Origin of the sequence: Desulfuromonas acetoxidans DSM 684 (assembly GCF_000167355.1) — a bacterium.
In the GTDB taxonomy this organism is placed as follows: Bacteria; Desulfobacterota; Desulfuromonadia; order Desulfuromonadales; family Desulfuromonadaceae; genus Desulfuromonas; species Desulfuromonas acetoxidans.
On record NZ_AAEW02000002.1, the window covers coordinates 205,923 to 229,844 of the forward strand.

The following is a 23,922-nucleotide window of genomic DNA, read 5'->3' on the forward strand; positions in this document are numbered from 1 at the left end:
TAACGTATCTAGATGATTCGCTATATTTATCATACCTGAAAAAAAGATTAAAATTATAAATCACACATAATAGGTCGGGTCGCGCTGAACAGTTATTCACCACCGAAGCGCAAAAATGCTATACTCGCGCCACTTTTATGTTGGTTCATTTTTCTTAAGGAGCCCCCCCGTGACACAAAGCGTTGCACCATATGAGATGCCCATTATTATTCAACCTCAAGACATCGATCTGATGGGCCATGTCAATAATATTGTTTATCTGCGTTGGGTTCAGGACGTCGCGACAGCCCATTGGAACCATGCGGCAACAGATGAAGAAAAAGCCGGTTTACTGTGGATGGTCACCCGACATGAGATCGACTACCTGCGTCAGGTGTTTGCCGAAGATAAGCTGATTGCTCGAACCTGGGTCGGCAAAGCGCAACGGCGCCGGTTTGAACGCCATACCGAAATTCGCCGCGAGCAGGACGGCAAAGTTGTCGCCAAAGCCCTGACCTGGTGGTTTCCGGTGGATCATGCGACAAAGAAACCCACCACAGTCGCTGAAGAGGTGCGCGCCCGTTTTGCCGCTCAGGTCGATTAACGAAACGGCTCAAACGACAAGCAGCGCCTTTTCGTAACGGAAAAAGGCGCTGCTTAAAACAACAATAACAGGTCTAGAGCTCTGTTTATTCGGAAAAGCTGATCGCCCCCTGAGGGCAGGCCGGAATACAGATACCATCGTAATCACACAAGTTGTCATCAACAACGGCAACTCCGTCTTGAATGGAAATGGCATTTTGCGGACACACGGTCACACACTCCCCGGATGCAATACATTTTTGCGGATCAACGACAATCTTCATGGTTTATCTGTTCCTTTCACGACCAAAACAAGAGACGAATGAACAGCAAGCACTCTACCCTATTTCCCGCTCAAGGACAACGCACTTCGTGATCACACAGCGGCATTATCAGGAACCATTATGACCTCATCACAACCGATTGACCTGGCCAAATTACTCGACGACCACCTCAAAGACCTCAACCTGCCCTTGCAGATTCCGCCACCGGTCCTTGATGTGACCCGTGGCGAGGTCGTCAGTTATGATGGCGATGGCGGCTGTCTGGAGATCCGTTTTCCAATCCAGCAGGCCCACCTTAACCCTTACGGTTCGGTGCAGGGCGGCATGATCGCCACAGCAATCGACAACACCATCGGACCGTTGAGCATGCTGGTGGCTCCCCCCAATTACACCCGCCACCTGACCTTGAAATACCGGCGCCCCATTGTACCGAACATGAATTTCTTCACCATTCGCGCACAACTGCTGGAACGTCAGGAGCGCCAGCTCACCTTTGAGGCACGTGTCTTTGACCCCCAGCAGCGGGAATTGGTGCGCGCTACGGCGCAGCACTGGATTGTCGATCTGGAGCGTCAAAAATAGAGAAGAATCACCATACCACCGGGCTGAATTGACGGTGCACGCCACGCTCATCCACCCAGGCACTAATCAGATCAGCTTCGGTGATATCGAAATAGGTGTTGGCCATCTGCTCATGGGGCAGATCGTGGTTTAATTCGGCCACATCCATCTGTTCCAGAATCAACGCATCGGCTGATGGCGGTCGTTGTTTGAACGATTCGGCCACCACATAAAACGGACAATGATCGCGTTGCGCCGCCAGAGCCAGCAACCGTGTTCCCACCTTGTTCACCACGGCACCATCACCCAGCAGGCTGTCGGCGCCGACCATCACCAGATCGGCCTGAGCCGTATAAAGACCGGCCTGGGCATCGGTGATCAAGGTGCAGGGGATGTTCCAGTCGTTGAGCTGACGCGCGACCGTCACCCCTTCATTCAAAGGCCGCGATTCACAGATGACAATGTGACAGTCCGTTTCACGTAACGACGAAAACAGCTGCATCAAGGTCGAACTGCAACTGTGCGTGAGCAGGGTGTATCCCGGTGAGATAAGCGAGTGCGCGTGGTGGACACAACCGTCGACCGCCTGCTGAGACAATGCAGACAGTTCATTGGCGCCAGCCACCAACGCACCGACATCATTCGCAGAAGGGTCGAAGGACTCAAGCTGGTATTGCCAGCGTTGCAGCAGATGCGCGACCACACCCATGCTTGGCCGCAACGCGCACAGTTGACTGATCTGGTCCCTCAGCATCTGCCGTACAGCGTCATCCACCTGAGCACGTTCAGCGACGGATTGGCCCAGCCACGCCAGGGCCTGACGGGCCAATTCGCTGGCACCATGCTGGCGATCTTGTCTGAAGCGGTGCAGAAGATCAGCAAACGGCTCACACGCCATCGTTGCCCCCGACACAGCGCTGATAGGCTTCGATCAGCAATGGTACAGTCTCAAGCTGTCGCATGTTATTCGGATCAAGCCATTGATAACCATCATGCTCCCAATCAATATGGATGTCTGCCGTGTCGTCATCTAACTCAAATAGAAACGGGTGCACCCGCCAGCAGCGGTTGAGATCCGAATCTTTGACTTCCAGCACCGCCGCTTCAACCTGCAACGCAACCTGAGTGGCCTGCAACCCGGTTTCTTCACGAATCTCTGTCAAAGCCTGCTGCAATGCTGTGTCCTGTTCCAGATAACCACTGACACCAGCCCAACAGCCGCGATAGCTGCCGACTTTCTGGCTGCGTTGCAATAAAAGAATCTTGCCGTGACTGCGGATAAATGCAGTGACCACATCAACCGTGTCCATTATGCCCTCCTTTGGTGGATGTTTTCTCCATCATACCCCACTCGCTGGCCCTTGGCGACTCGACGGCAGACACCCCCCTTTGACACTTACAACAACTCCATCTATCCACATCACTAAACAACACTCTGCCGCAGGGTGGGCACTGCCCACCCGTTTTAAGGGTGCCACGGATGAAATAGAGAGAGGCGTCAAACCGTTATCACCGTTTTACGCCTAAGATGATGAGATGCACGATTCGCCGAGCCCAAGGGAGGTAAGCCGAATCCGTTACGCATAACGGAAACAGACACAGTGTAGGTTGATCCAGGTCCAGGAGGTGTTCAAGCTGGCTTTTGCATACTTTTGAGCGGCCAGTCAAAAGGTTGTCGGCTGTCGGGACGAAACCCGGCGACCTTGACTTTGATCTTTAGTGGTTCGTTATACGGAACTGATCGCGCTGGCAAACTTCATCCGCTCGTAATGTTGGTACGCACGTGACGTGGGCTTCCGCGCCCACACCTCGGACCACATTTTGCGTCGACAAAAGTGGCGCAAAATCGACTCCCAAGGGGTTGTCATCAATCAGCCTTCACGGAGTTGTTGCGGATCTTTTTCACGTCAGCGGCGTTATCGGTCGTCGCCATAGAACGACTATAGCTCCTCCCTCTGCCTTGCTGACGCAAAAAATCTCACGCAACACCTCTCGTTCATCTGATTAATAACAACCCTATTGCACCCTACGGGTTCCCTCTCTTCAGTCGCTTACGCCGTGATGTCGGCAAAAACTCGCTGACGCTCAAACAGTTTGCCGACGACCATCACACCGACACTCTTTACGTTCGGCGCTGCTGAACGGGAGAGCTTTGGTGCTAAATAACAAACCCAGACAGGCTGGGCACTGCCCACCCGTTTAATCGGTGCCACGGAAAAACTAGAGAGCAGCGTTACATCGTTATCAATGTTTTACGCCAAAGATGATGAGTTGCATGATTCGTCGACCTAAAGGGCGGCGAGCCGAATCCATAAAGCATCACGGAAACAGACACAGTGTAGGTTGATCCAGGTTCAGGAGGTGTTCAAGCTGGCTTTTGCATACTTTTGAGCGGCCAGTCAAAAGTATGTCGGCTGCCGGGACGAAACCCGGCGACCTTGACTTTGTCTTTTAGTGGTTCGTCATTCGAAACGGATTGCTCTGGCAGACATCATCCGTTCGCGATGGTGGTGCTCACGTGACGTGGGCTGCCGCGCCCACACCTCAGGCCCCTTTTGCGTCGACAAAAGAGGCGTAAAATCGACTCCCGTCATTGCGCCCTACGGGTTCCCTCTCTGCGTTCACTTACACCGCGATGTCGGCAAAACTCGCTGACGCTCAAACAGGTTGCCGACGACCACCGCAGTGACCGTTCTCTTCGTTCGGCGCTGCTGAACGGGAGGGCTAGGTGCTAAATAACTGACGCAGAGCGGATCATGAAGATACATCAAACCACGATGTCATATTCCTTAATTTTACGATAAATGGTATTGCGACTGATCCCCAACAACGATGAAGCATGAACAATATTCCCGCGCGACATCTCCAGTGCGCGCACCACCATCTCCATCTCCACCTCTTTGAGTGGCCGCACCCCATCAGGAATAGCATGGTCGGCAGGAAGTTCCACCGGATCCAGATCAATCATTTCTGCAGTCAGGGCATCTCCATCATCCACCATGTTCATGGCGCGCTCAATGACATTTTCCAACTCGCGAATATTACCCGGCCAATCATACGACTGACAGGCACGCATAAACAGGCTACTGATAGCAACCGGCTCCTTGCCGAAACGTCCACTGAGTTTTGTAACAAGAAATTTTGCCAACGCCGGCAGGTCATCCATCCGTTCACGCAACGGCGGAATGGTGATCGGCAACACATTGAGGCGATAGTAAAGGTCTTTGCGGAAACAGCCCTCCTGAACGGCCTGCTTGAGATTTTGGTGCGTGGCGGCAATGATCCGCACATCAATGCTGATCTCTTCACTCGAACCAACGCGACAGATACGTCGCTCCTGCAACATGCGCAGCAGCTTAACCTGCATTTGCAACGGCATGTCACCGATCTCATCGAGAAACAGAGTCCCGCCGTTGGCCATCTCTACTTTGCCGGGCTGACCGCCTTTTTTGGCCCCGGTAAACGAGCCCTCTTCGTAGCCAAACAATTCACTTTCCAGCAACGTTTCGGTAATGGCAGCGCAGTTGACCGCAACAAACGGCTGGCCATGACGCGAACTGGCATTGTGAATCCCTTGGGCAATAAGCTCTTTACCGGTACCACTCTCGCCCTGAATCAGCACCGTGGACAGGCTGCGCGACGCCCTTTCCGCCATGTGACGGGTTTTTTTCATCGCGTCACTGTCACCGATCATTTCATCAAAGCTGTAGCGGGCCCGTTGCGTCGTCGGCAAGCAGCGTGAGCGTTTGCTGGAACTGCGCGGCCGCAGCACGGAGACGGCACCAATCATCTGACCGTAATCATCACGCAGCAATGTGGCCGAGCAGTAAAAGGCCCGCTGGCCACCATCGAGCATCACTTCCTTATTTTCATAGGCAATGCCGGTACGCAGCAGATCTAGGACCGGCGCGTTGTCACCAAACATCTTGCTGATATGGAGACCGATGGCTTCACGGGCACTGACACCGAGAATACGCGCGCCAACCTGGTTAATCTTGGTAATTTCACCGGCGGGATCGACAATAACCAGCCCCTCGGACATGGACTGAATGATGGTGTCGGAATATTTGTAGGAGGCATACAGCTTGGTATTGACCCGATGCAACTGCAGCTGATTTTCAATGGCGTTGGCTCCGGCCACCACCATGCCGAGGGCCAGATCGTTGGCATAGCGATGATCGCCGCTGAGGTTGAGCACCGCCAGCAATTCGCCTTCGGGGGAGAAGATCGGTGCTGCGCTGCAGGTCAGGGTCTGGTTCTCTTCAAAGAAATGCTCGGAAGCATGAATTTTCAGCGGTTTCCGCTCCACCAGGCAGGTGCCGATGGCATTGGTACCGCGCAGAGATTCATTCCAGTTCGCGCCGGGGAACAACCGCGCCAGTGTCGACGGACAGGGCGTCTTGCGCTCCCCCAGCACCTTGAGCAGGTAGCCGTGATTGTCAGACAACACCACCTGGAACCCGGAGTCGTTGACAAAGTTATAGATGTTTTCCATGGTCGGCGTGGCCACGGTGACCAGATCCTGATGGGCTTCGATCCGTTTCTTTAATTCGCGGGCCCCCATATCGACCCGCACATGGCGCGAGGGGTCAACATTGAGCTGCAAACAGCGTCGCCACGAATTCGCGGCAATCTGACTTAACTGGCCTGTCTGCAACTCGCGATTGAGTCGTTCACTCGCTGCCATCAGTTCCTGCTCTGCACGTACGCTCATCGTTGCCCATTCCTTCCCATCAGTGCTTGCCACACCTCAAAGACCATCTCCGCGCTAAAACGTTTCAACTCCCTTATTCTTCGTTCCTTTTTCAATAAAGCACACATCATAAAGCAGGAACAAGTCCCATATTCCGTATACGGCTTCCAGGGTAAAATAGTTGCTGTTTTCGACACTGAAATGGAAAAAAAGGCAAAAAAAATCCCCGCCATAAAGGCGAGGATTTTTTCAATCGCAGATCAGCTCTTACCAGTAATAACCAATATTGAGGTTGACCCGCGTGGTGCGCTCATTGTTGCTGCTGACGGTTTCATCCACCATGTTGCCAGCACTGAAGATCATATTCTCTCCAGAGATCACATCAAGATAGGTGTAAACCGGCCCACTGGCGAACAGAGCACCAACCACATTTTGCCAGATATCCGGTTGGTCGCCGGCATCGGGATCGATGAAGGTGTTATCGGAATAGAAGGTAATGCTGTCGAGCCACGCCAGGCTGTCCGTGGGAATGGTGTACGCCACGTTGGCGATATAGATATCCGCCTGGGCCGGCGCCCCCCAGGAATAAGTAAAGGCACCCATGGTGATGATATCATCATCCATGCCCAGAGGATTTTCCGGATCGTACTCGTAAGAGGCATACTCCAACTGAACATTGACCGGACCATAGTTTCCGTTCAAGTGAATCGCACCGGCCCAGTGATCACCGGTGTCATCGGTATTATTGTTGTAGAGTTGGCCCCACTGACCGGAAACACCCAGTTCAGTATTGCCGGCATCGCCGTGATCAAAATTGTATGCCAGGCGGGCATTAAACTGATTGGTCTCCTCGTTGCCAGCATCCTGAGCACCGGCATAGCCGCCGGTTGCACTGCTGTTGACATCGATGGAGTAACGGTCGGCACTGGAGGCACTGGCCAGCTCATCGTTCTTGTAGAATGCCAGGGCCAGACTCAGAGGTCCGTCACTGTACAGGGCTTTGACACCCATATCGTAGTCATCTTCAAGACCGACATAATAGGCACCGCTGAACCAGAAGTTGTGTGAGGCATACGGCTGCAGACCAAACGGCACCTGGTGGATACCGGCCTGGATCTGCCACTGGTCATTGACATTGTAGCCGACATAGCCATGATGCACGGTATTCATATAGGAATAGAAACGGTACTCGGCCGACAGAATCCAATCGTTGATGGCTCCATCAGCGTTGATACGAAACACGTCAAATCCGGCGTCGCCGTATTTTTCGTCGCGGGTCTCATCCCAGTCTTTGTAACCATAGTTGATGCGCATGGCACCACCGAAATGAATCGGTTGTTTTTCAGAGAACACCTCTTCCACCACTTCCTTAACGGTAGCCTTGCTCTCTTCACTGGCGACAACAGGTGTTGCGGCAGGCGCTTGCTGCTGTGAGGTCAGCAGGGTTTCCAACTGCTGCAGGCGTTGTTCCATGGTTGCCATCTGCTGCACCTGGGTGCGCAGTTGGCGAACCTCATTCAACAGTGCGTCATAATCCGCCTGCTCAACGGCCGTGGCCGGTCCGGCCAGCACGGTCAGCATTGCCAGCAACCCGCAGGCTCCCAGCAGGTTTTTCATCCACTTCATTCCTTTACTCCTTCCATCACAGGGCTTTCATCATCGAAAACCTCAACACGGAGACGACGCAGGTCTGTCCATCATCTCCCCATACATAAATTACATTGCCGCCTGACGGGCCTGCTCCAACCAGCCATCCCAGGTGACTTGATTTTTCTCAATCCATTCCTTGACGTGACGCTCAATATCCTTGCGAGATTTTTCACCGTTCTGCATGCGGGTATTCTGCTCGTTGATATCCGCCAGAGGCAGGGTGAACACTTCGAGGAATTTCGCTGCAGCCGGATTCTCTTCAAGAAACTTTTTATTGGCGACAACTTGAATATCACTGACAACAAAGCCCAGCTTCACCGGATCGGAAACCGCCCCTTTAATGCCGCTCATGGTCATACGATCCTCACCGGATTTTTGTGATTCCTTGGGCATGATCTTGGGCACATTGATCCACACCACGTCCTCGCCCGGCTTGAGTTTAAAAATGGTCCAGTTCGGAGCCCAGGTGTAAAAGAACACCGGCTGACCAGCATCATGGCGCGCAATGGCATCGGCCATACTGGCAGAATAGGACGCCTTGATCTGATTGATATACGGATCAAGGTCATAAACATCAAAGTGGTGGTTGATCACCGTCTCACAACCCCAGCCTGGTGGGCAGGCGGTCAGATCGGCTTTGCCGTCACCATTAGCGTCAAACGCTTTCATCACTTCCGGACGTTTGAAATCGTCAAGGGATTTGATGTTGTATTTATCGGCAAATTCCTTCGACACCAGATAGCCTTGCAGGCCACCGGCCTTGGCCACATAGCCGAGCTTGGTAGCGACTTTGTAAAAATCCGGCGGCAGTTGACCATCGTGATTGGGGAACCAGCCATTGGTCCAGTAATCCACATCACCGAAGGCAACAGCCTGGTAGAAAATCGGGTTCTGCAATTCCTTGGGGCGCTTGACCTTGTAACCCAGCTCTTTGAGTCCTTCACTGACCAGAGCCTCTTGGAAATAGCCGGTGTTCCAGGTTGCGCGTGCTGGTTTAACAGTGACACCCTTCCCTGGAAGCTGTGCGTCCGCTGCCACAACCGGCGACGCCAGAGCACACATCAACAACAGCATCAAAAAACATCTCATTTTTTCTCTCCCTTTCGTTACATCACTTTGTTATTTACGACCGATCCCTTGAGTAATACGGTCGAGAATCATTGCGAGCAAAACAATCGACAGGCCACCAATGGTGGCGAGGCCGATCTCCAGTGTATTGAGGCCCTGGACAACCGGATCACCGAGGCCACCAGCGCCGATCATGGCGGCAATGACCACCATGGACAGCGCCATCATGATGGTCTGGTTTAATCCAGCCATAATCGACGGCAAAGCCAGGGGAAACTGCACTTTACACAGCACCTGCCACGGCGTGGAGCCAAAGGCGATGGCCGCCTCCACCAGTTCAGGATGCACCTGACGGATACCGAGATTGGTCAAGCGAATAATCGGCGGCATGGCAAACACAATGGTGGCGAGAATGCCGGAAACAGGACCGATACTGAACAACATGACCACGGGCACCAGATAGACAAAGGCCGGGGTGGTCTGCATAGCGTCGAGACACGGCCGCAACAACATCTCAAAGCGGTCACTGCGTCCGGAGAGGATGCCCAGTGGTATGCCGACCAGACCACAGAACAGCACCGAGCACACCACCATCGACAAGGTGGTCATGGTCGCCTCCCACTGGCCGAGAAAACCGATCAGAAACAGACTGCTGACCGTGAACAGCGTGACCCGCTTACCCGCATAGCGCCAGGCCAGCAGAGCCAGGAATACAATCACCACAATGGGCGGCAAGCTGTTGAACAGCCACTGAAAACCGTCCAGAGATTTTTCGATCGGGACCTTAATGGCCTGAAAAATATCCCGATAGTTCATCGCCAGCCAGCGCACACCGTCTTGTACCCATTCGTCGAGGGGAATCAGCTGATCTTCAAAGTTTAGCCATTCCATCACTGATCACCACCTTTCGTTGTATTTTTATCCGGTACCTGGGTGACGGAATCGGCCTCTTCGTCATTGTGGTTACGTTGTAACGTGCGTAAAAACTGATTTTTTGAGATCACGCCGAGATAGCGGGCATCTTCGCCAATGATCGGTAACGGCCAGGGGCGATTAACCACTTCAGCCAGGATGTCCTGCATGGAATCTTCTGCCCGACCCGTTGTTGCATCTGCCAGGAAGGCGGCATCGAGTTGTTTCGTTTCCGGGCTGTCTTCGATCAAATTCCTGAGCGATTCCGTCGAAACCACGCCGAGGAAACGACGCTGCGCATCGAGCACGTAGCCGTAATCACGGTCATGACTGATGAGGCGCTGCAAGGCGGCACGCGGACCTTCGCCGGTATGACGGATCACTGTGACCTGGGTATTACGGGCGATATCTTCCGCTTTGAGAATATTGGTCGGATCCACACCACGGAAAAAGGCCTTCACATAATCATTGGCCGGCTGCTGCAGGATCTCCTCCGGCGTACCCACCTGCACCACATTGCCCCCCTCCATGATGGCGATGCGATCACCAATGCGCATCGCTTCATCAAGGTCGTGGGAGATAAACACGATGGTACGCTGTGACTTGGCCTGCAGGTTGAGCAGCTCATCCTGCATCTCCGTGCGAATCAGTGGGTCGAGCGCGGAAAAAGCTTCATCCATCAGCAGGATATCGGGGTCGACAGCCAAACCGCGCGCCAGGCCAACGCGCTGCTGCATCCCGCCGGACAACTCCGACGGCAAGCTGGCATGCCGGGCTTCGAGACCAACCTGCTCCAGAGCGGCCATGGCCCGTTCGTGTCGCTCTTTTTTATCCGTCCCTGAAATTTCCAACCCCAACGCGGCATTGTCGAGCACCGTCAAATGGGGCATCAGCGCGAAGGACTGAAACACCATGCTCATTTTGCGCCGCCGGGTTTGAATCAACTTATCCTGACTCATCGAGGTCAACTCTTCGTCATCAATCCAAATTTTGCCGCTGGTCGGTTCAATCAGGCGATTGAGCATCCGCACCATGGTCGACTTACCCGAACCGGACAAGCCCATGATGACAAAAATCTCGCCGCGATTGATGTGAAAGCTAGCATTTTGCACACCCACGGTGGCACCAGTGCGCTCAAAGATCTCTTCCTTCGTCAGTCCCTGCTCAACCAGAGACATCACTTTCTTCGGTTGCGGGCCGAAGATCTTATACAAATTTTCTACCCGGACTTTAACTTCATCCATTGCGTAAACCTTTCGCGGCTCAAGGCAAACCAATCCCTGCATTATCGACGTCAGCAACACCATGAAAAAAGAGACACCTCTTCCACAGCACAACTGGCGGCATCGGACGGACCAAAGAGCCATATATTTTGTCTTGTTTTGCGAACAGAGCAACCCGCGACCGGTCACGACAGATCTATCGTGATCGACGTTGCTCAAGTGACGAAACCTCTATGAAACAACCACCAGGAGTGATGTTCTTGACGAGGTCTCTGCGGGACGGAGTCGGAACACCCTGGCAGGGTGCCGCTCCATGCTTGAACCTGAATCAGTCATTGACAGGTGGAGACCTGCCGCCGCATTCAGGTTAACTCGGGAAAATCCCGAACTCTCTCTACACAGAAAAAGGGAAGCACGCAGCACCCTTTTTCTCTGTACTCTACTTTTGGAAAATCAATCGGGTCTTGAAAAAGACCCGGCCACGGCGCTTAAACCGCTACTCATCATCACTGTTGGCCAGCTCAATGGCCACGGTCAGGCGATGATCTTCCTCCACGCGTCTCAACCGTTTTTTGACCGCATTTTCCACAAATAACTCCTGGGAAAAGCCGATGTAGAGCGCATAGATAATCAGTAATAACACCACGGCAAACGGCAGCCCGGTACTCACCGCTGCGGTTTGCAAGGTTACCAGACCTCCGCCGATCAACAACACCGCAGCAACCACACCCTCCATAACCGCCCAGAACACGCGCTGCGGTATCGGAGAATCAAGCTTACCACCAGACGTCAGATGATCGACCACCAGCGAACCGGAGTCCGAAGAGGTGATAAAGAAGACGGTTACCAGGACAATACCGACAAACGACAAAACATGGGTCATGGGAAACTGCTCAAACATGACAAACATAGCCGTTGACACATCGGCCTTAACCGCAGACATGATATCCGCAGCCCCACTGCTCTGAATCTCAATGGCAGCGCCGCCAAACACCGCCATCCACACAAACGACAGCAAGGTCGGAATCAGCATGACACCAAGCACAAATTCACGTACGGTCCGCCCTTTAGAGATGCGGGCGATAAACATACCGACAAACGGCGACCAGGAGATCCACCAAGCCCAGTAAAAAACCGTCCATGAGCCCTGCCAGTTGGATTGGCGGAACGTCTCGGTCCACAAACTCAGTTCAGGAAGCTCGCGCAGATAAAAACCCAGATTCTGAGTAAAGCCACTGAGGATAAACACCGTTGGTCCGGCGATCAGCACAAACAACATTAACGCAGCAGCCAACCCCATATTCCACTGGCTGAGGCGCTTGACGCCACCGTCAAGACCGGACACCACCGACAACGTGGCAAAGCAGGTAATCACGGCAATAAGAATCACCTGGGTCGTGACACTGACATTGATGCCGAACAGGAAATTCAAACCGGCGTTAACCTGCTTGACTCCCAGGCCAAGGGAGGTGGCCAGCCCCATCAGGGTGGCGATAACAGAGAGGATATCGATAAAATTACCCCAAAAACCGTGAATTCGATTGCCGAGAATGGGGTAGAAGATGGAGCGAATGGTCAGAGGCAGGCCACGATTGTAGGCAAAAAACGCCAGTCCGAGGCCGACAATAGTGTAAATGGCCCAGGGGTGCAGCCCCCAATGGAAATAGGTGATGCCCATGGCCGCCTGGGCCGCCTCTGGAGAACCACCGACAACCCCTGAGAACATCGGCGAGGGCGAACTGAAATGGTACATGGGTTCGCCGACACTCCAGAACATCAGACCGATGCCCATGCCAGCACTGAGTAACATGGTAAACCAGGCTGCCGTGGTAAATTCAGGCTTGGCCTTGTTACCACCGATACGGATATGAGCGAACGGGCCGAAGGCAAAAAACAAAGCGGCAAGTATAAAAATATTTGCCGCCAGAACCAAAAACCAGCCAAAAGTGACTGTTATGAAAGACATTGTCGTGCTGAACAGCTCCGTTGCCTGCTCTCGAAACATGATCGTGAGCAGAATAAACGCGATCAGAACCGCCGTCGACATAAACGTCACCTGCGGATGCAGGTCAAAACCGAAGCCAACCCAGTTGTCTTCACCGGGCTCCTTACGCTCAGCATCGTCATAGATGGATGCTGTCGGCCGAATCTGCAGCCCGGTAAAACGTTCACGCTCGGCGATCGCTTTACGGCGTGCTTCTTTTTCGGCTTTTTTCAATTTTTCAGCGAGTTGCTGTTTCTCGTGGGCGTCTTTTTCGTCAACATAATGACTCATGACTTTTTTCTCCAAGCGCATTTATAAACAGCTCACCATGACGGCAGCCATTAAATGACTCCTGGTCAAAACGACCTTCAACGAGACAGAATTCCCGCAAAACGATAGAAAAAGCCAGCACGACCAGGCGCTATTAGTATTGTTGCGTTATCCCTTGCTGCGTTTCATGAAGCAACACGGGATCTGCATAGACAGTCGGGACTACAGTCCAGACCGAAAAGAGACGGTTTTAAAACCGATTGAGAACGGAAATATGTTGACCGTTCCAAGCATGGTTCCCATCAAATGCATCAGATCCGGGGGAACACACCTCGAGTTAATCAAACATATATATAAGACAATGTCAAATGTGAGCGATAACTAACAATTTAAGCAGCTACTGCAGTACGTTCAAAAGCGAATACGAAAGAGGGAAACTGGGCTCCGTCGCGCGCTGAAAGACGAAGACGGTATGTCGTGATTTTAACTGGAGGTGGGGAGAAGCCTAATGGACCGGCACTTTCAAGGCTGGCGCTCGATGTGTTGAAGCGTGAGTCTCGTTGGTACCTCTGGCCACTTTTCTCGACATGCTGGCCGAATGTCGGGCCATGAACTCTTCAAGATGTTCAATACTGTCGAGACCCCATTGCTCAATAAGATACTGATAGGTCTTTTCCGAGAGATTGTCCCCCCGTTGTTGCAGCCGCAGCACATCGCGCCACAGCAACTTCAGAGTCTGCAGTGAATAACTCTCCAGTTCACCGCGCAGACTGTTTTCAAAGGGAACCAGTTGCGACTGCCCGCCATTGACAAACGGGGCTTGCCCTTGAGCCATGAAGTGAGGATATCGTTGAACACACTCCTTCTCCCAGTGACAGAACGCGGCGACTAGAGCATCAATAAGAGCCGTATCGTTGTGACGGGGAATCAGCTTTTCCATGTGGGCGTATTTTACCGTCATCAGATTGACTCCGGCTTTATGGGAGGTATCAAGATCTTGCAGATAGCTGGCCAGAGTACGTAATGACCAACAGATAAAGCGCGCACGACGATGCTGCTTGAAGCTTTCGGGATCTTCGTGACAAAGGCGTTGATGGCGGGCAGGCATGGTTAAAAACATCTCCAGTTCCCGCTTGACGATCCGTTCAATCAGTTGTGTCGGCTGTGTCATCATCGGTTGTTTCTCCCGGCATCAGGCCTTAACCTCGTCACCAGTCATCCGCATTGCCAATCCCTGCAAGTGGCAATTAAGCCCCTGCTAGCTGGCGACAGCTCGCAATTTTTCAACATGTTGCACGATATGTTGGCATCTCTCCCCATCATTGACGCCTTCATACAAATCCAGTGCCGCCTGGTACCATTGCAGGGCGGCATCTGTATCTCCCTGAATCGCCGTAATTTGTGCAACATTACTATGTAAGTCGGCAATTTTTCCGCGATTGTTTAGTAACGTGAACAACTTCAGGGCATCGTGATAGTTTTTCAGACCGAGCAGGTAATCCTGTTTATCGCGATAAACCATGCCGATGTTTTCAAACTGTTCGGCAATATGATAAACATCGTCGAGAATTTCAAACAGCTCACGAGCGCGTTGATAATGCGCCAACGCCGCATCGTGCTGGCCATTGCGCCGATAAATCAACCCCATGTTATTGAGGACCCGTGCCTGGGCAGCCAGATTCTGCTCTGCGGCAAACCCATCATAAAGGGAGCGATACACATCAAGGCACTCCTCAATCTGATCCAGTTCAAAATAAAGACTGGCAACAATCGTCATCTGTCGCACGTAGGCGTCCTGACTGATCTGGCGGCACAAACGGGCCGACTCGATAAAACACGGCAGAGCACGCCGATACTGCTGAGCTTCGAGCAAGTGTTCGCCTTCGGACACAATCGCGTTGACGATATCCATAACCGGTTGTGACATGGCACATCTCCTTGACGACAAGCATGCCGTCGCATTTTGGAACAGTCTGTGTTGAGATGATGCAGCTTCTGGGAACCCGATCTGAGCACGCGCTGACATTCCCGACAGCAAACAGACAAAATCGGCTCACGGTCAAAGCATAAAGCTTCTAAAAAAATCAGAGACTTACAAGATACGTCCTGTTTTGGAGCATCTGAGCGTCTTCCTGTTTTACTTATAAAAATGAGCAAATTGCATACCACTCCAGAGCTGCAAAGCCACGCAAAAAGGCCACTGCAAGAGCAGTGGCCTTTGATAGTGTTCTATGTTGCTGAATTTATTTTTTTAACAACGATTGGACCTGTTCCGCTTTGAGTAATTTCCCCTGGCTGACCAATTGACCATTAATCACCAATCCCGGCGTCGTCATGCAACCGAATGTCACAATCTGATTCAGATCGGTGATTTTCTCTAAGCTGTACTCCAGTCCCAATTTTGTTGCAGCCTGTTCGGCATTGTTTGCCAGCTCAGTACATTTCTGACAGCCTGTTCCCAAAATTTGGATCGTTACCATACATCTTCTCCTTCACATCATATTGGTTTAAACCATGGCCCCGTAAAACAGACCACTCAGTGTCGCCATGACAATAACCAGACAGACAAACACCACGGTTTTCTTGGTGCCCATAACACTGCGAATCACCAGCATATTGGGCAGCGACAGCGCCGGACCAGCCAACAACAAAGCCAGCGCCGGACCTTTACCCATCCCGGCACCGATCAGTCCTTGAAGGATCGGCACCTCAGTCAAAGTGGCAAAATACATAAACGCCCCCAACACCGAGGCCATGACATTGGCCATAAGACCATTGCCCCCGACCAGCGAGGCAATCCAGTGCGATGGAATCAATCCCTCATGGTCGGGCCGACCAAGCAGAGCACCGGCAATCAGCACTCCGTAAAACAACAGGGGTAAAATTTTCTTGGCAAAATCCCATGAAGTATCAAACCATTCCTGCAATTCCTCATTGTCGGTGCGAGTATTGAGAATCAGACTTAAGCCAAACAGTCCGGCAACAAAAGCGATCACAGGTTGCTCCGGAAACAGAATCGCCAGAAAGACCACCGGGATACCAACACCCATGATGGCGCTCCCTTTGACCCGGAACCACCAGACCAGGCATTGACCGAGCAACAGGCCAAAGCCACCGACGATCAACCATTTCTCCATCCAGATGGTCGCCCACAGGCCTTCCATCTGCTGCGGCTTACCCCAGTTGGCAAACACCAGAATGCCCACCATGCTGACAAAATACACGCCCACCTGCCATAACGGCCGCGCGACCTCCGGTTCAGGCATTGCAGCGGCAGCAGCCACCTTTTCCATCTCTTCGCGACGAAAGAAAAAATGCATCAGCAACCCGATCACCAGACTGAAAACCACCGCCCCCACGGCGCGGGCAATGCCCATCTCCGGCCCCAACACCGATGCCGTGAGAACAATGGCAAGAACATTGATTGCCGGTCCGGAATAAAGAAAAGCACTGGCTGGCCCCAGCCCTGCACCCATGCGATAGATACCGGCAAAAAGCGGTAGAATGGTGCAGGAACATACGGCCAGCACGGTACCCGACACCGAAGCCACCCCGTAAGCCAGGATTTTGTTGGCTTTGGGTCCGAGATATTTCATCACCGACGCCTGGCTGACAAACACACCGACAGCACCGGCGATCAAAAAGGCGGGCATCAGGCACAGCAACACATGCTCCTGGGCATACCAGCGGACCAAATACAACGCTTCCCATAGCGGGTTTGTCGGCCACAACGATGCACTGATCACCTCAACAGGCAAGTAGTAGCACACCAAAAAGACCCCAAGAATCAGGGCCACAGATTTCCATTCACGATTCCACTGCATTCTTTGCTCTATCTCCTTCGGGAAAATCCCGCTCTTTAATCGCCGTCACCGTTTACCAATCGCATATGCCGCAGGTGCTGCTCTTCAATCACCGCTTCGACACAGTCAAAAAAGTTCATCACACAGGGAACCGCCAAGTGGTAGAAGACGTGGTTACCCCGTTTTTCATCACGGACAATACCGACCTGCTTGAGTTGCGACAGATGCTTGGACACCGTGGATACATCGGCTCCAACCATGGCGGTCAGCTCGTTGACACTGCGCTCTTGCTGCTCAAGCTGATCAACAATAAACAACCGGGTCGGATGCGCCAACGCTTTCAAAATCCGCGCACGAGCGTCAAACCGCTCTTTTTTGATCTGATCCATCATGTCTTCCCTTTCACTGTTTGGCTATTTGGCATTTTAGCCAAACAGTGAAACAGGTCAAGCAGAATCTTCAAACCACAGCCAAAATTTGCAGCGCTTCGATAAAAAATACGGCCGACAAAAAACATGAAAGAGGATCCAGCAAACACAAACAAATCACGATTTGCGTAGTAAAAACAATCAAGCGAGAAAAAAGCCAGCCCGGCCGTTCAAAAGCACCGCACTAAAAATCCTATCATGCTGATTTTACAAAATATTTCAGCTTTCAAACTCTTAAAGGACAGGCAAACACAAGGCGCAGCAAATACCACGTAGCGAACAGACGACAAAAACCGACTTCAGGCTCTTTGAAAATTGTCATTTTCAAAGAAAAAACAACCCCTTAGCAACAAAAAATTCTAACTTGACTGCTTAATGATACGGGAGCATGTTTAATTATAACATAAAACAAATGAGTGCACTTCGGAAGGAAAAATCATGCTTAAGAATCTCAGTCTCGCTAAGAAACTTTCAGCCGGTTTTGGCGCCATTCTTATTCTACTCATGATGGTCGGCGGCATCTCCTATTCTACCCTCGACACATCATCACGGGGATTCCAGGAATATCGAGCCATGGCCCGCGATACCAATCTGGCAGGACGGGTTCAAGCCAACTTGCTGATGGTTCGCATGAATGTGAAGGACTATATCATTACGGCCAGCGAAGAAGATTTTTCAGACTACGAAAAATACTGGCAAAAAACCGCTACGTTCATGGCCTCCGCGCAAAAAGAGATCCAAGTACCGCAACGTGCCGAACTCATCGACCGGATCGATGATGAACTGCAAAGCTACAACAAAGCGTTTCACGCCGTGGTTGACTATATTCACAAACGCAACAATCTGGTCCATAACGTCATGGCTGGCCGGGCTCCGGCTATTGAACAAGACCTGACAGCGATTCTCACCTCGGCAAAACGAGACGATGACATAACCGCCGCCTATGGAGCAGCCCTGGTGTTGCGAAACTTCCTGTTGGCAACCTTCTACGCCGAAGAGTTCCTGGACACCAATAATCAAAGTGAGATTGAGCACGTGAAAAAAGAGTTCTCCGAAATGAGCACCATGCTGGAAGAGCTTGATCGAGAACTACAAAATCCTCAACGCCGTGAGCTGCTTGACAACGTGATTCGAGATAAAAAAGCCTACCAACAGGCATTTGATGAGGTAGTCACAATCATCGGCGCACGCAACACCCTGATCCATGAAAAACTCGATGTGATCGGACCGGAGATCGCCCACATGATTGAACAGGTCAAACTGGATATCAAAAAAGAGCAGGACACTCTGGGGCCAGAATTACAAGATAAAAATCAACATGCCGTGACACTCATCGTCACGTTGGTGATTTTGTCCGTGGTCGTGGGATTCATCGCCACCGTGATACTTGTACGTACCCTCACAAAGCCGATCATTGCCGGCATCGGGCTGGCAAAAAAAATCGCCCGTGGCGATTTCAGCGAACGACTGGCCATTGAACAGCATGATGAAATCGGCCAGATGACCCAAGCTCTGAACGATATGGCTGAAAGCCTGGCGCAAAACGCAACGGCAGCCGAACAGATTGCAGAGGGCAATCTCGATGTTGATGTCACGCTGGCATCGCCGCAAGACCAACTCGGTCTGGCGCTGCAAAAAATGGTGGCAGGGCTCAACGACAGCTTGGGGCAGGTTCAAACAGCGAGCGGTCAGATCTCCTCGGCAGCCAATGAAATTGCTGATGCCAGCCAGGCCCTGTCACAAGGGGCAACGGAATCCGCCAGTTCCCTGGAAGAGGTTTCCTCGTCGCTCAATGAACTCGCGGCACAAACCGCAACTAATGCCGAACATTCCGGACAGGCCAACGCCTTGGCAGACAGTGCCAAACGATCGGCCGAAAGAGGCAACCAGCAGATGAGCAACATGGTCATCGCGATGACGGAGATTAACGACTCGAGCCAGAACATCTCCAAAATCATCAAAACCATCGATGAAATTGCCTTTCAAACCAACCTTCTGGCTCTCAATGCCGCGGTTGAAGCAGCCCGCGCAGGTCAACACGGCAAAGGATTTGCCGTCGTCGCTGAAGAAGTTCGCAACCTGGCGGCACGCAGCGCCAAAGCTGCTCAGGAAACGGCTGAGTTAATTGAAAGTTCAGTCGCCAAAACCACCAATGGCAGTGCCATTGCCGAGCAAACCGCTGAAGCGTTGACAGAGATTGTCAGCGAAATCGGTAAAGTTTCAGATCTGATTTCTGAAATTACCATCGCCAGCAAAGAACAGGCTGAAGGGGTTAACCAGATCAACATCGGCATCAGCCAGATTGATCAGGTTACTCAACAAAATACCGCCAGCGCCGAACAGAGTGCTGCCGCCTCAGAGGAGCTGTCGGGACAAGCAAGCCAGATGCAGGAGATGCTCAAACAATTCAAACTCAAAAACGTCACGCAAAAACACCTGTCGTTACCGCAAGTGTCCCACCAGGATGATTCATCAGAGCCTTCCGGCGAGTGGGGAAGCCCGGCACGACTCAAGCTCTCCTGATCCTCACAACCATAGGCGACAAAAAAAACGGCCTTTCCCCATCGGTAAGGCCGTTTTTTATCTCTGCGATTTCGCTAGCGCTTGAACGTCAGGCGGATTCCCCCATCGGGTGATCCGTTTTGTGCTGTGCGCGACGCTGCTCATGTTTTTCACCCCATTGGCCCATGGCTCTCAACACGGGACATAAGGTTTCACCGTAGTCGGTCATCCGATATTCCACATGGGTCGGCACCACCTGGACAATAATTCGTCGGACCAATCCCTCCTGCTCCAACTCGCGAAGTTGCTGCGTCAGTACTTTTGGCGTCACACCGGGAATGGTTTGCAGTTCGGTAAAACGGCGCGGTTTCTTAAATAGCTGACATAAAATAAGCGGCTTCCATTTTCCTCCCATGACACTCAATGTCGTCGCCACATTCTCAATCGCCATATCGTTTCATCTTTCTACTTTCCATGAGGAAAGTCGGTAGCAAAAAGTGCCTACTTGTCAGATTTTCGAAGGTTTTTTATCGTAAGAACGCCCGTTTTGTTTTACCAGTAAACACCCCGTCACAGCAATGAGTCTTTTGCTGTTCAATTCACACCACGGAGATTAGCGCATGGAGAAAGTCTGGGATGTTGTCGTCCTCGGAGGAGGCCCCGCAGGGGTTATGAGTGCATTAAAACTGGCCATGAGCGGTAAAAAGGTGTGCATGGTCGAACAAGGGCCCCAACGACTCGGCGGCACCTGCCTCCATGAAGGGTGCATGGCAACAAAATCCATGCTGAAAACCGCCGAGGTGTACCAGACCATCAAACAGGCCGAAGAATACGGCATCGAAGCAACAGCGGCTCCGCTGGACCTCCATTGCACCGTGATGCGCAAAAACGACCATCTTAAGACACTGAACAACCGGCTGCAGCAAATGGCCCTGCAGAGCGGCTTGCACATTCAACCCGGTCATGGCTCGTTTGTTTCCCCCACACGGATTGCGGTCGATGGCCCTGACGGGCACGTCGAGCTTCAGGCTGAAAAGATCGTTATCGCCACCGGATCCCGCCCAAGAGAATTGGACGAGATTCCAATCGATGGTGCACTGATCCTGAACAGCAATCAAATGCTACAACAGACCCGCCTGCCCGAACGGTTACTGATCATCGGCGGCGGTGCCATTGGTTGTGAATTTGCCAGTATGTTTCAGGCCTTCGGTTCTGACGTGACTTTGATTGAAAGCGCCGAACATCTACTGCCGCGCGAAGACCGCGATACAGGAGAGACGCTGCAGACCTGTCTGGAACAACGCGATATTCGCGTGTTAACAGGAAAAACCATTGTCCGTGTCAATAAAACGGATACTCAGGTAGAATTGGTTTTACAAGGCAATGACCAACCACTGGTGGCCGACCAAATGCTGGTGGCAGTCGGCAGAAAGCCAAACACCGACTGGTTAGACCTGGCCGCCGCAGGGATTGACTGTGATGGTGAGACCATCTGCGTCAACGATCAACTGCAAACCAGCCAGCCCCATATCTACGCAGCCGGTGACGTTATCAACACCATGATGCTGGCCCATTCCGCAATGCTGGAAAGTGACATTGTCGCCGCCAACCTGCTCGGCAATAACAAAACACTGAATACTGCGACCATCCCCCGCGTCGTATACTCTTTCCCCCAAGTGGCCGCCGTTGGCCTGACCGAACGGGAATTGCCGGAAGACAGCTATCGAGCTTTGTTTCAACCGTTCGGTGAAAGTGCCAAGGCCCTGGTCGATCAACGTCTGGAGGGCCATATCAAGCTGTTGGTAGATAACGACAGCAACACCATTTGCGGAGCGACCATCATCGGTGAGCACGCCACAGAGCTGATCCACGAACTGGCCCTGACGATCAGTCAGGATATCAGCCTCGGCGTTCTCAAAGAGGTGGTGCATGCCCATCCGACTCTCGCGGAATCAATTTGGGATCTGGCCCGCCATCAGGGCTAGGCATGTCACTATGAAATGGGCGGGCAGTCTCCCCATCCCCAGCACTGTCCGCCCGTATTTTTTCGCAGCATCCACCGGCGATTGAGTCATGTCTTGATGTTTCAGACCCACCAGGGAGAGGCGTCTTCACAGCCACCCCATCGCTTCAACTGCGGCGAAGTTTGCCGACAGCGCGCGGACCCGGATCTTTACCCTGCCTGCGTTTGCTCTTCAGTCGTTTTACCTTGGAATCGCTGCATAAGCTCTATGGCTGCTTGCAGCCTTTCGGCCAGTTGCTGATCGCTGTGCGACCGTGCCCATTCAATGCCCTGACTGGCCCTTTCTATAAAATCGATGTGCTCATGGTCTGTTGCCATATCAACAGGCTGACCTGTCGCTACCGAAACTTTCATTGTCATCGACAAAAGGGAGCTGGTCTCATCCAGCGAGATGCGACCGTTGCGGATTTGGCGATTCATCCAATCAACCATCTCTTGGCGTGTCATGTTTGTAAAATCCACCTGTCGTTGCTGCTCATTTAATCCCTTTGAATCGGCAGGAGACTTTGCCGTTTTAGAGCTCAGAATTGACTCAAAAGACTCTGAGCTGGAGGCGTCTTTTGAACTCTTTGCGGACTGAACGTGTTGATTCGTCCCTTGGGGGCGGCCGATGGTCTGGATTTTCATGGTCTTCTCCGCATGCTTGTGGCCTGTGGCCTGTGGCCGGACGGCGCAAAATTGATGTGTTATGGCAGGATGTTGAAAAAGTCCCGTCCGGGGATTTCCCAACGACGCAAGCCGAAAAGGCGATTTGCGTCTTGCTCAAAAAATCAAGAACCTGAAAACCTGTCCTTGATTTTGATCACCGGTCTATGGACTCCACAGTCTGTTTTTCATCAGCCTGACAGGGTCAAAAGGCTGTGCTCCACGTGATAAACCATACCAGATTTCTTCTTGCATATGGACAAATCCGCTGTATTTTTCGCCGTCTTAAAATTTTATGCCGCCAGCTTCAACCGCGAAAGCAGACCATGCGACGTCCCTCTTGCAGACCGCTTTTCAACCACCTGCCGGTTTGGCGAGGTGGGGTAAAAAGTGTCGGAAAAAGTCGCTCGTGCTGCACGGCGCAGGCATTACATATAATCGAGTAAACTCAGACTGTTGAGCCTGGAACTGACCGCCAGCGCCGCTTCCAGGGCTGTCTCCGCCTGGGTCATGTCGCTGAACACTTCAATCATGTCGGCATCTTCATAACGTGACAAGGTGGTTTTCATCTGCAGCTTGACCTCTTCAAGCATCGCCCTGTTGTCTTCCAGGCGGGCGTTGTCATTGCCCATCAGGCTGCGCTGGGTACGGATCTGGTCGGTGGCCGGTTCAATCGCGTCCAGCGACACCTGCAGGGCAGCCACGTCACCGGCACGCAGGTTGGCTTCGAGATCGTCAAACACGGCAAAAACGTCAACCGGGTCGGTGAACAGCACATCGCCGGTCAGATTGCTCTGCACGGTTTCTCCGGGCCCCACTTCAACATACTTGATATCCGTGGTGCCGTCATAGCTCACATCACCGCTGACCGCATCGACGCTAAACGGCTGGGTATCGTCGGTAAACCCGGCAAACAGGTATTTGCCGTTGACCTGGGTATTGGCGACATCAACAAGCTGCTCTTTTAACGTTGCCACTTCATCCGCGTACGTTACCGCGTCGGCATCGGACAGGGACGAGTTAATTGCCGCGGTGGTGATCTCCTGAATACGCTGCATAATATTTTCAACGGTGTCGAGATAACCGTCAACAATGTCCATGCCGTCCTGAACCGTCTCAATATTTTCAATATAGCGGTCGCTCATGGTCATCTGACTACGGGCGTTTTCAATGGCACGCACCGCAGACGGATCATCGGAGGCGACGTTAACTCTTTTTTCGGTGTGCATATAGAGCCGGTTCAGCTCGTCTTCGGCTCTGGCGATATTCAGCTGCATGCTGCGATAAACACTGGTTGTCGTCGTACGCATCATAA

The 23,922-nt window shown here is 52.3% G+C and carries 21 protein-coding genes; 4 read left to right on the forward strand and 17 right to left on the reverse strand.

All coding sequences use genetic code 11. From position 1 onward, the window contains the following. Positions 1-169: 169 nt before the first annotated feature. A complete protein-coding gene (locus DACE_RS02270; protein WP_005998002.1) occupies positions 170-583 on the forward strand; it encodes an acyl-CoA thioesterase in 414 nt (137 codons plus the stop codon). 85 nt (positions 584-668) lie between these two features. Here DACE_RS02270 and DACE_RS02275 read toward each other — a convergent pair whose 3' ends face one another. Further along, the gene (locus DACE_RS02275) at positions 669-845 is read right to left on the reverse strand and encodes a 4Fe-4S binding protein (protein WP_005998004.1); all 177 of its coding nucleotides are present in this window, start codon (positions 843-845) and stop codon (positions 669-671) included. 120 nt (positions 846-965) lie between these two features. On the opposite strand from DACE_RS02275, the gene DACE_RS16950 reads away from it, so the two are divergent. Further along, positions 966-1,427 carry a PaaI family thioesterase gene (locus DACE_RS16950; protein ID WP_005998006.1) on the forward strand — a complete coding sequence of 154 codons (462 nt, stop codon included), beginning with the start codon at positions 966-968 and terminating at the stop codon, positions 1,425-1,427. Positions 1,428-1,434: 7 nt separating this feature from the next. Here the strand turns inward: DACE_RS16950 and DACE_RS16955 are convergent, their stop codons facing one another. From DACE_RS16955 to DACE_RS02345, 13 genes are all read right to left on the reverse strand, one after another. After that, positions 1,435-2,304 carry an eIF2B alpha/beta/delta subunit family protein gene (locus DACE_RS16955; protein WP_005998007.1) on the reverse strand — a complete coding sequence of 290 codons (870 nt, stop codon included), beginning with the start codon at positions 2,302-2,304 and terminating at the stop codon, positions 1,435-1,437. Beyond that, positions 2,294-2,716: an NUDIX domain-containing protein gene (locus tag DACE_RS02290; RefSeq protein ID WP_005998009.1), complete on the reverse strand. Its 423-nt coding sequence runs from the start codon at positions 2,714-2,716 to the stop codon at positions 2,294-2,296. The genes DACE_RS16955 and DACE_RS02290 overlap by 11 nt, the downstream gene beginning before the upstream one ends. Positions 2,717-4,173: 1,457 nt before the next feature. After that, positions 4,174-6,120: a sigma-54-dependent Fis family transcriptional regulator gene (locus DACE_RS02295; protein WP_005998010.1), complete on the reverse strand. Its 1,947-nt coding sequence runs from the start codon at positions 6,118-6,120 to the stop codon at positions 4,174-4,176. A 246-nt stretch (positions 6,121-6,366) separates the two neighbouring features. After that, on the reverse strand, positions 6,367-7,725 hold the full coding sequence (locus DACE_RS02300) for a porin family protein (RefSeq protein ID WP_005998011.1): 1,359 nt from the start codon (positions 7,723-7,725) through the stop codon (positions 6,367-6,369). A 90-nt stretch (positions 7,726-7,815) separates the two neighbouring features. Beyond that, positions 7,816-8,823: a glycine betaine/L-proline ABC transporter substrate-binding protein ProX gene (proX, locus tag DACE_RS02305; RefSeq protein ID WP_420196327.1), complete on the reverse strand. Its 1,008-nt coding sequence runs from the start codon at positions 8,821-8,823 to the stop codon at positions 7,816-7,818. A gap of 45 nt (positions 8,824-8,868) precedes the next feature. Continuing rightward, entirely contained in the window at positions 8,869-9,708 is an 840-nt protein-coding gene (locus tag DACE_RS02310) for an ABC transporter permease (protein ID WP_005998013.1), read from the reverse strand. Further along, the gene (proV, locus tag DACE_RS02315) at positions 9,708-10,973 is read right to left on the reverse strand and encodes a glycine betaine/L-proline ABC transporter ATP-binding protein ProV (RefSeq protein WP_050769956.1); all 1,266 of its coding nucleotides are present in this window, start codon (positions 10,971-10,973) and stop codon (positions 9,708-9,710) included. The genes DACE_RS02310 and proV overlap by 1 nt, the downstream gene beginning before the upstream one ends. Positions 10,974-11,448: 475 nt before the next feature. After that, complete coding sequence (locus DACE_RS02320; RefSeq protein ID WP_155808965.1) at positions 11,449-13,227, reverse strand: BCCT family transporter; 1,779 nt, start codon at positions 13,225-13,227, stop codon at positions 11,449-11,451. A gap of 484 nt (positions 13,228-13,711) precedes the next feature. Next, positions 13,712-14,380 carry a DUF4125 family protein gene (locus DACE_RS02325; protein WP_005998016.1) on the reverse strand — a complete coding sequence of 223 codons (669 nt, stop codon included), beginning with the start codon at positions 14,378-14,380 and terminating at the stop codon, positions 13,712-13,714. 84 nt (positions 14,381-14,464) lie between these two features. Beyond that, positions 14,465-15,133: a tetratricopeptide repeat protein gene (locus tag DACE_RS02330; RefSeq protein ID WP_005998017.1), complete on the reverse strand. Its 669-nt coding sequence runs from the start codon at positions 15,131-15,133 to the stop codon at positions 14,465-14,467. Between the two features lie 316 nt (positions 15,134-15,449). Further along, positions 15,450-15,686 carry a thioredoxin family protein gene (locus DACE_RS02335; protein WP_005998018.1) on the reverse strand — a complete coding sequence of 79 codons (237 nt, stop codon included), beginning with the start codon at positions 15,684-15,686 and terminating at the stop codon, positions 15,450-15,452. A gap of 27 nt (positions 15,687-15,713) precedes the next feature. Continuing rightward, positions 15,714-17,030 carry a permease gene (locus tag DACE_RS02340; protein WP_005998019.1) on the reverse strand — a complete coding sequence of 439 codons (1,317 nt, stop codon included), beginning with the start codon at positions 17,028-17,030 and terminating at the stop codon, positions 15,714-15,716. A gap of 35 nt (positions 17,031-17,065) precedes the next feature. Then, positions 17,066-17,401, reverse strand: a complete 336-nt coding sequence (locus DACE_RS02345) for an ArsR/SmtB family transcription factor (protein ID WP_005998020.1) — start codon at positions 17,399-17,401, stop codon at positions 17,066-17,068. Positions 17,402-17,875: 474 nt separating this feature from the next. Between DACE_RS02345 and DACE_RS02350 the strand changes: the two genes are divergently transcribed. Further along, on the forward strand, positions 17,876-19,960 hold the full coding sequence (locus tag DACE_RS02350) for a HAMP domain-containing methyl-accepting chemotaxis protein (RefSeq protein WP_005998021.1): 2,085 nt from the start codon (positions 17,876-17,878) through the stop codon (positions 19,958-19,960). A gap of 88 nt (positions 19,961-20,048) precedes the next feature. Here the strand turns inward: DACE_RS02350 and DACE_RS02355 are convergent, their stop codons facing one another. After that, the gene (locus DACE_RS02355; RefSeq protein WP_005998022.1) at positions 20,049-20,390 is read right to left on the reverse strand and encodes a winged helix-turn-helix transcriptional regulator; all 342 of its coding nucleotides are present in this window, start codon (positions 20,388-20,390) and stop codon (positions 20,049-20,051) included. A 169-nt stretch (positions 20,391-20,559) separates the two neighbouring features. Here DACE_RS02355 and lpdA point away from each other — a divergent pair, with 169 nt between their 5' ends. Then, a complete protein-coding gene (gene lpdA, locus DACE_RS02360) occupies positions 20,560-21,924 on the forward strand; it encodes a dihydrolipoyl dehydrogenase (RefSeq protein WP_005998024.1) in 1,365 nt (454 codons plus the stop codon). Positions 21,925-22,112: 188 nt separating this feature from the next. Here the strand turns inward: lpdA and DACE_RS02365 are convergent, their stop codons facing one another. Further along, positions 22,113-22,589 carry a hypothetical protein gene (locus DACE_RS02365; protein WP_005998026.1) on the reverse strand — a complete coding sequence of 159 codons (477 nt, stop codon included), beginning with the start codon at positions 22,587-22,589 and terminating at the stop codon, positions 22,113-22,115. A 446-nt stretch (positions 22,590-23,035) separates the two neighbouring features. Continuing rightward, positions 23,036-23,920, reverse strand: coding sequence for a flagellar hook-associated protein FlgL (flgL, locus tag DACE_RS02370; RefSeq protein ID WP_005998027.1), 885 nt, complete (start codon positions 23,918-23,920; stop codon positions 23,036-23,038). Positions 23,921-23,922: the final 2 nt, after the last annotated feature.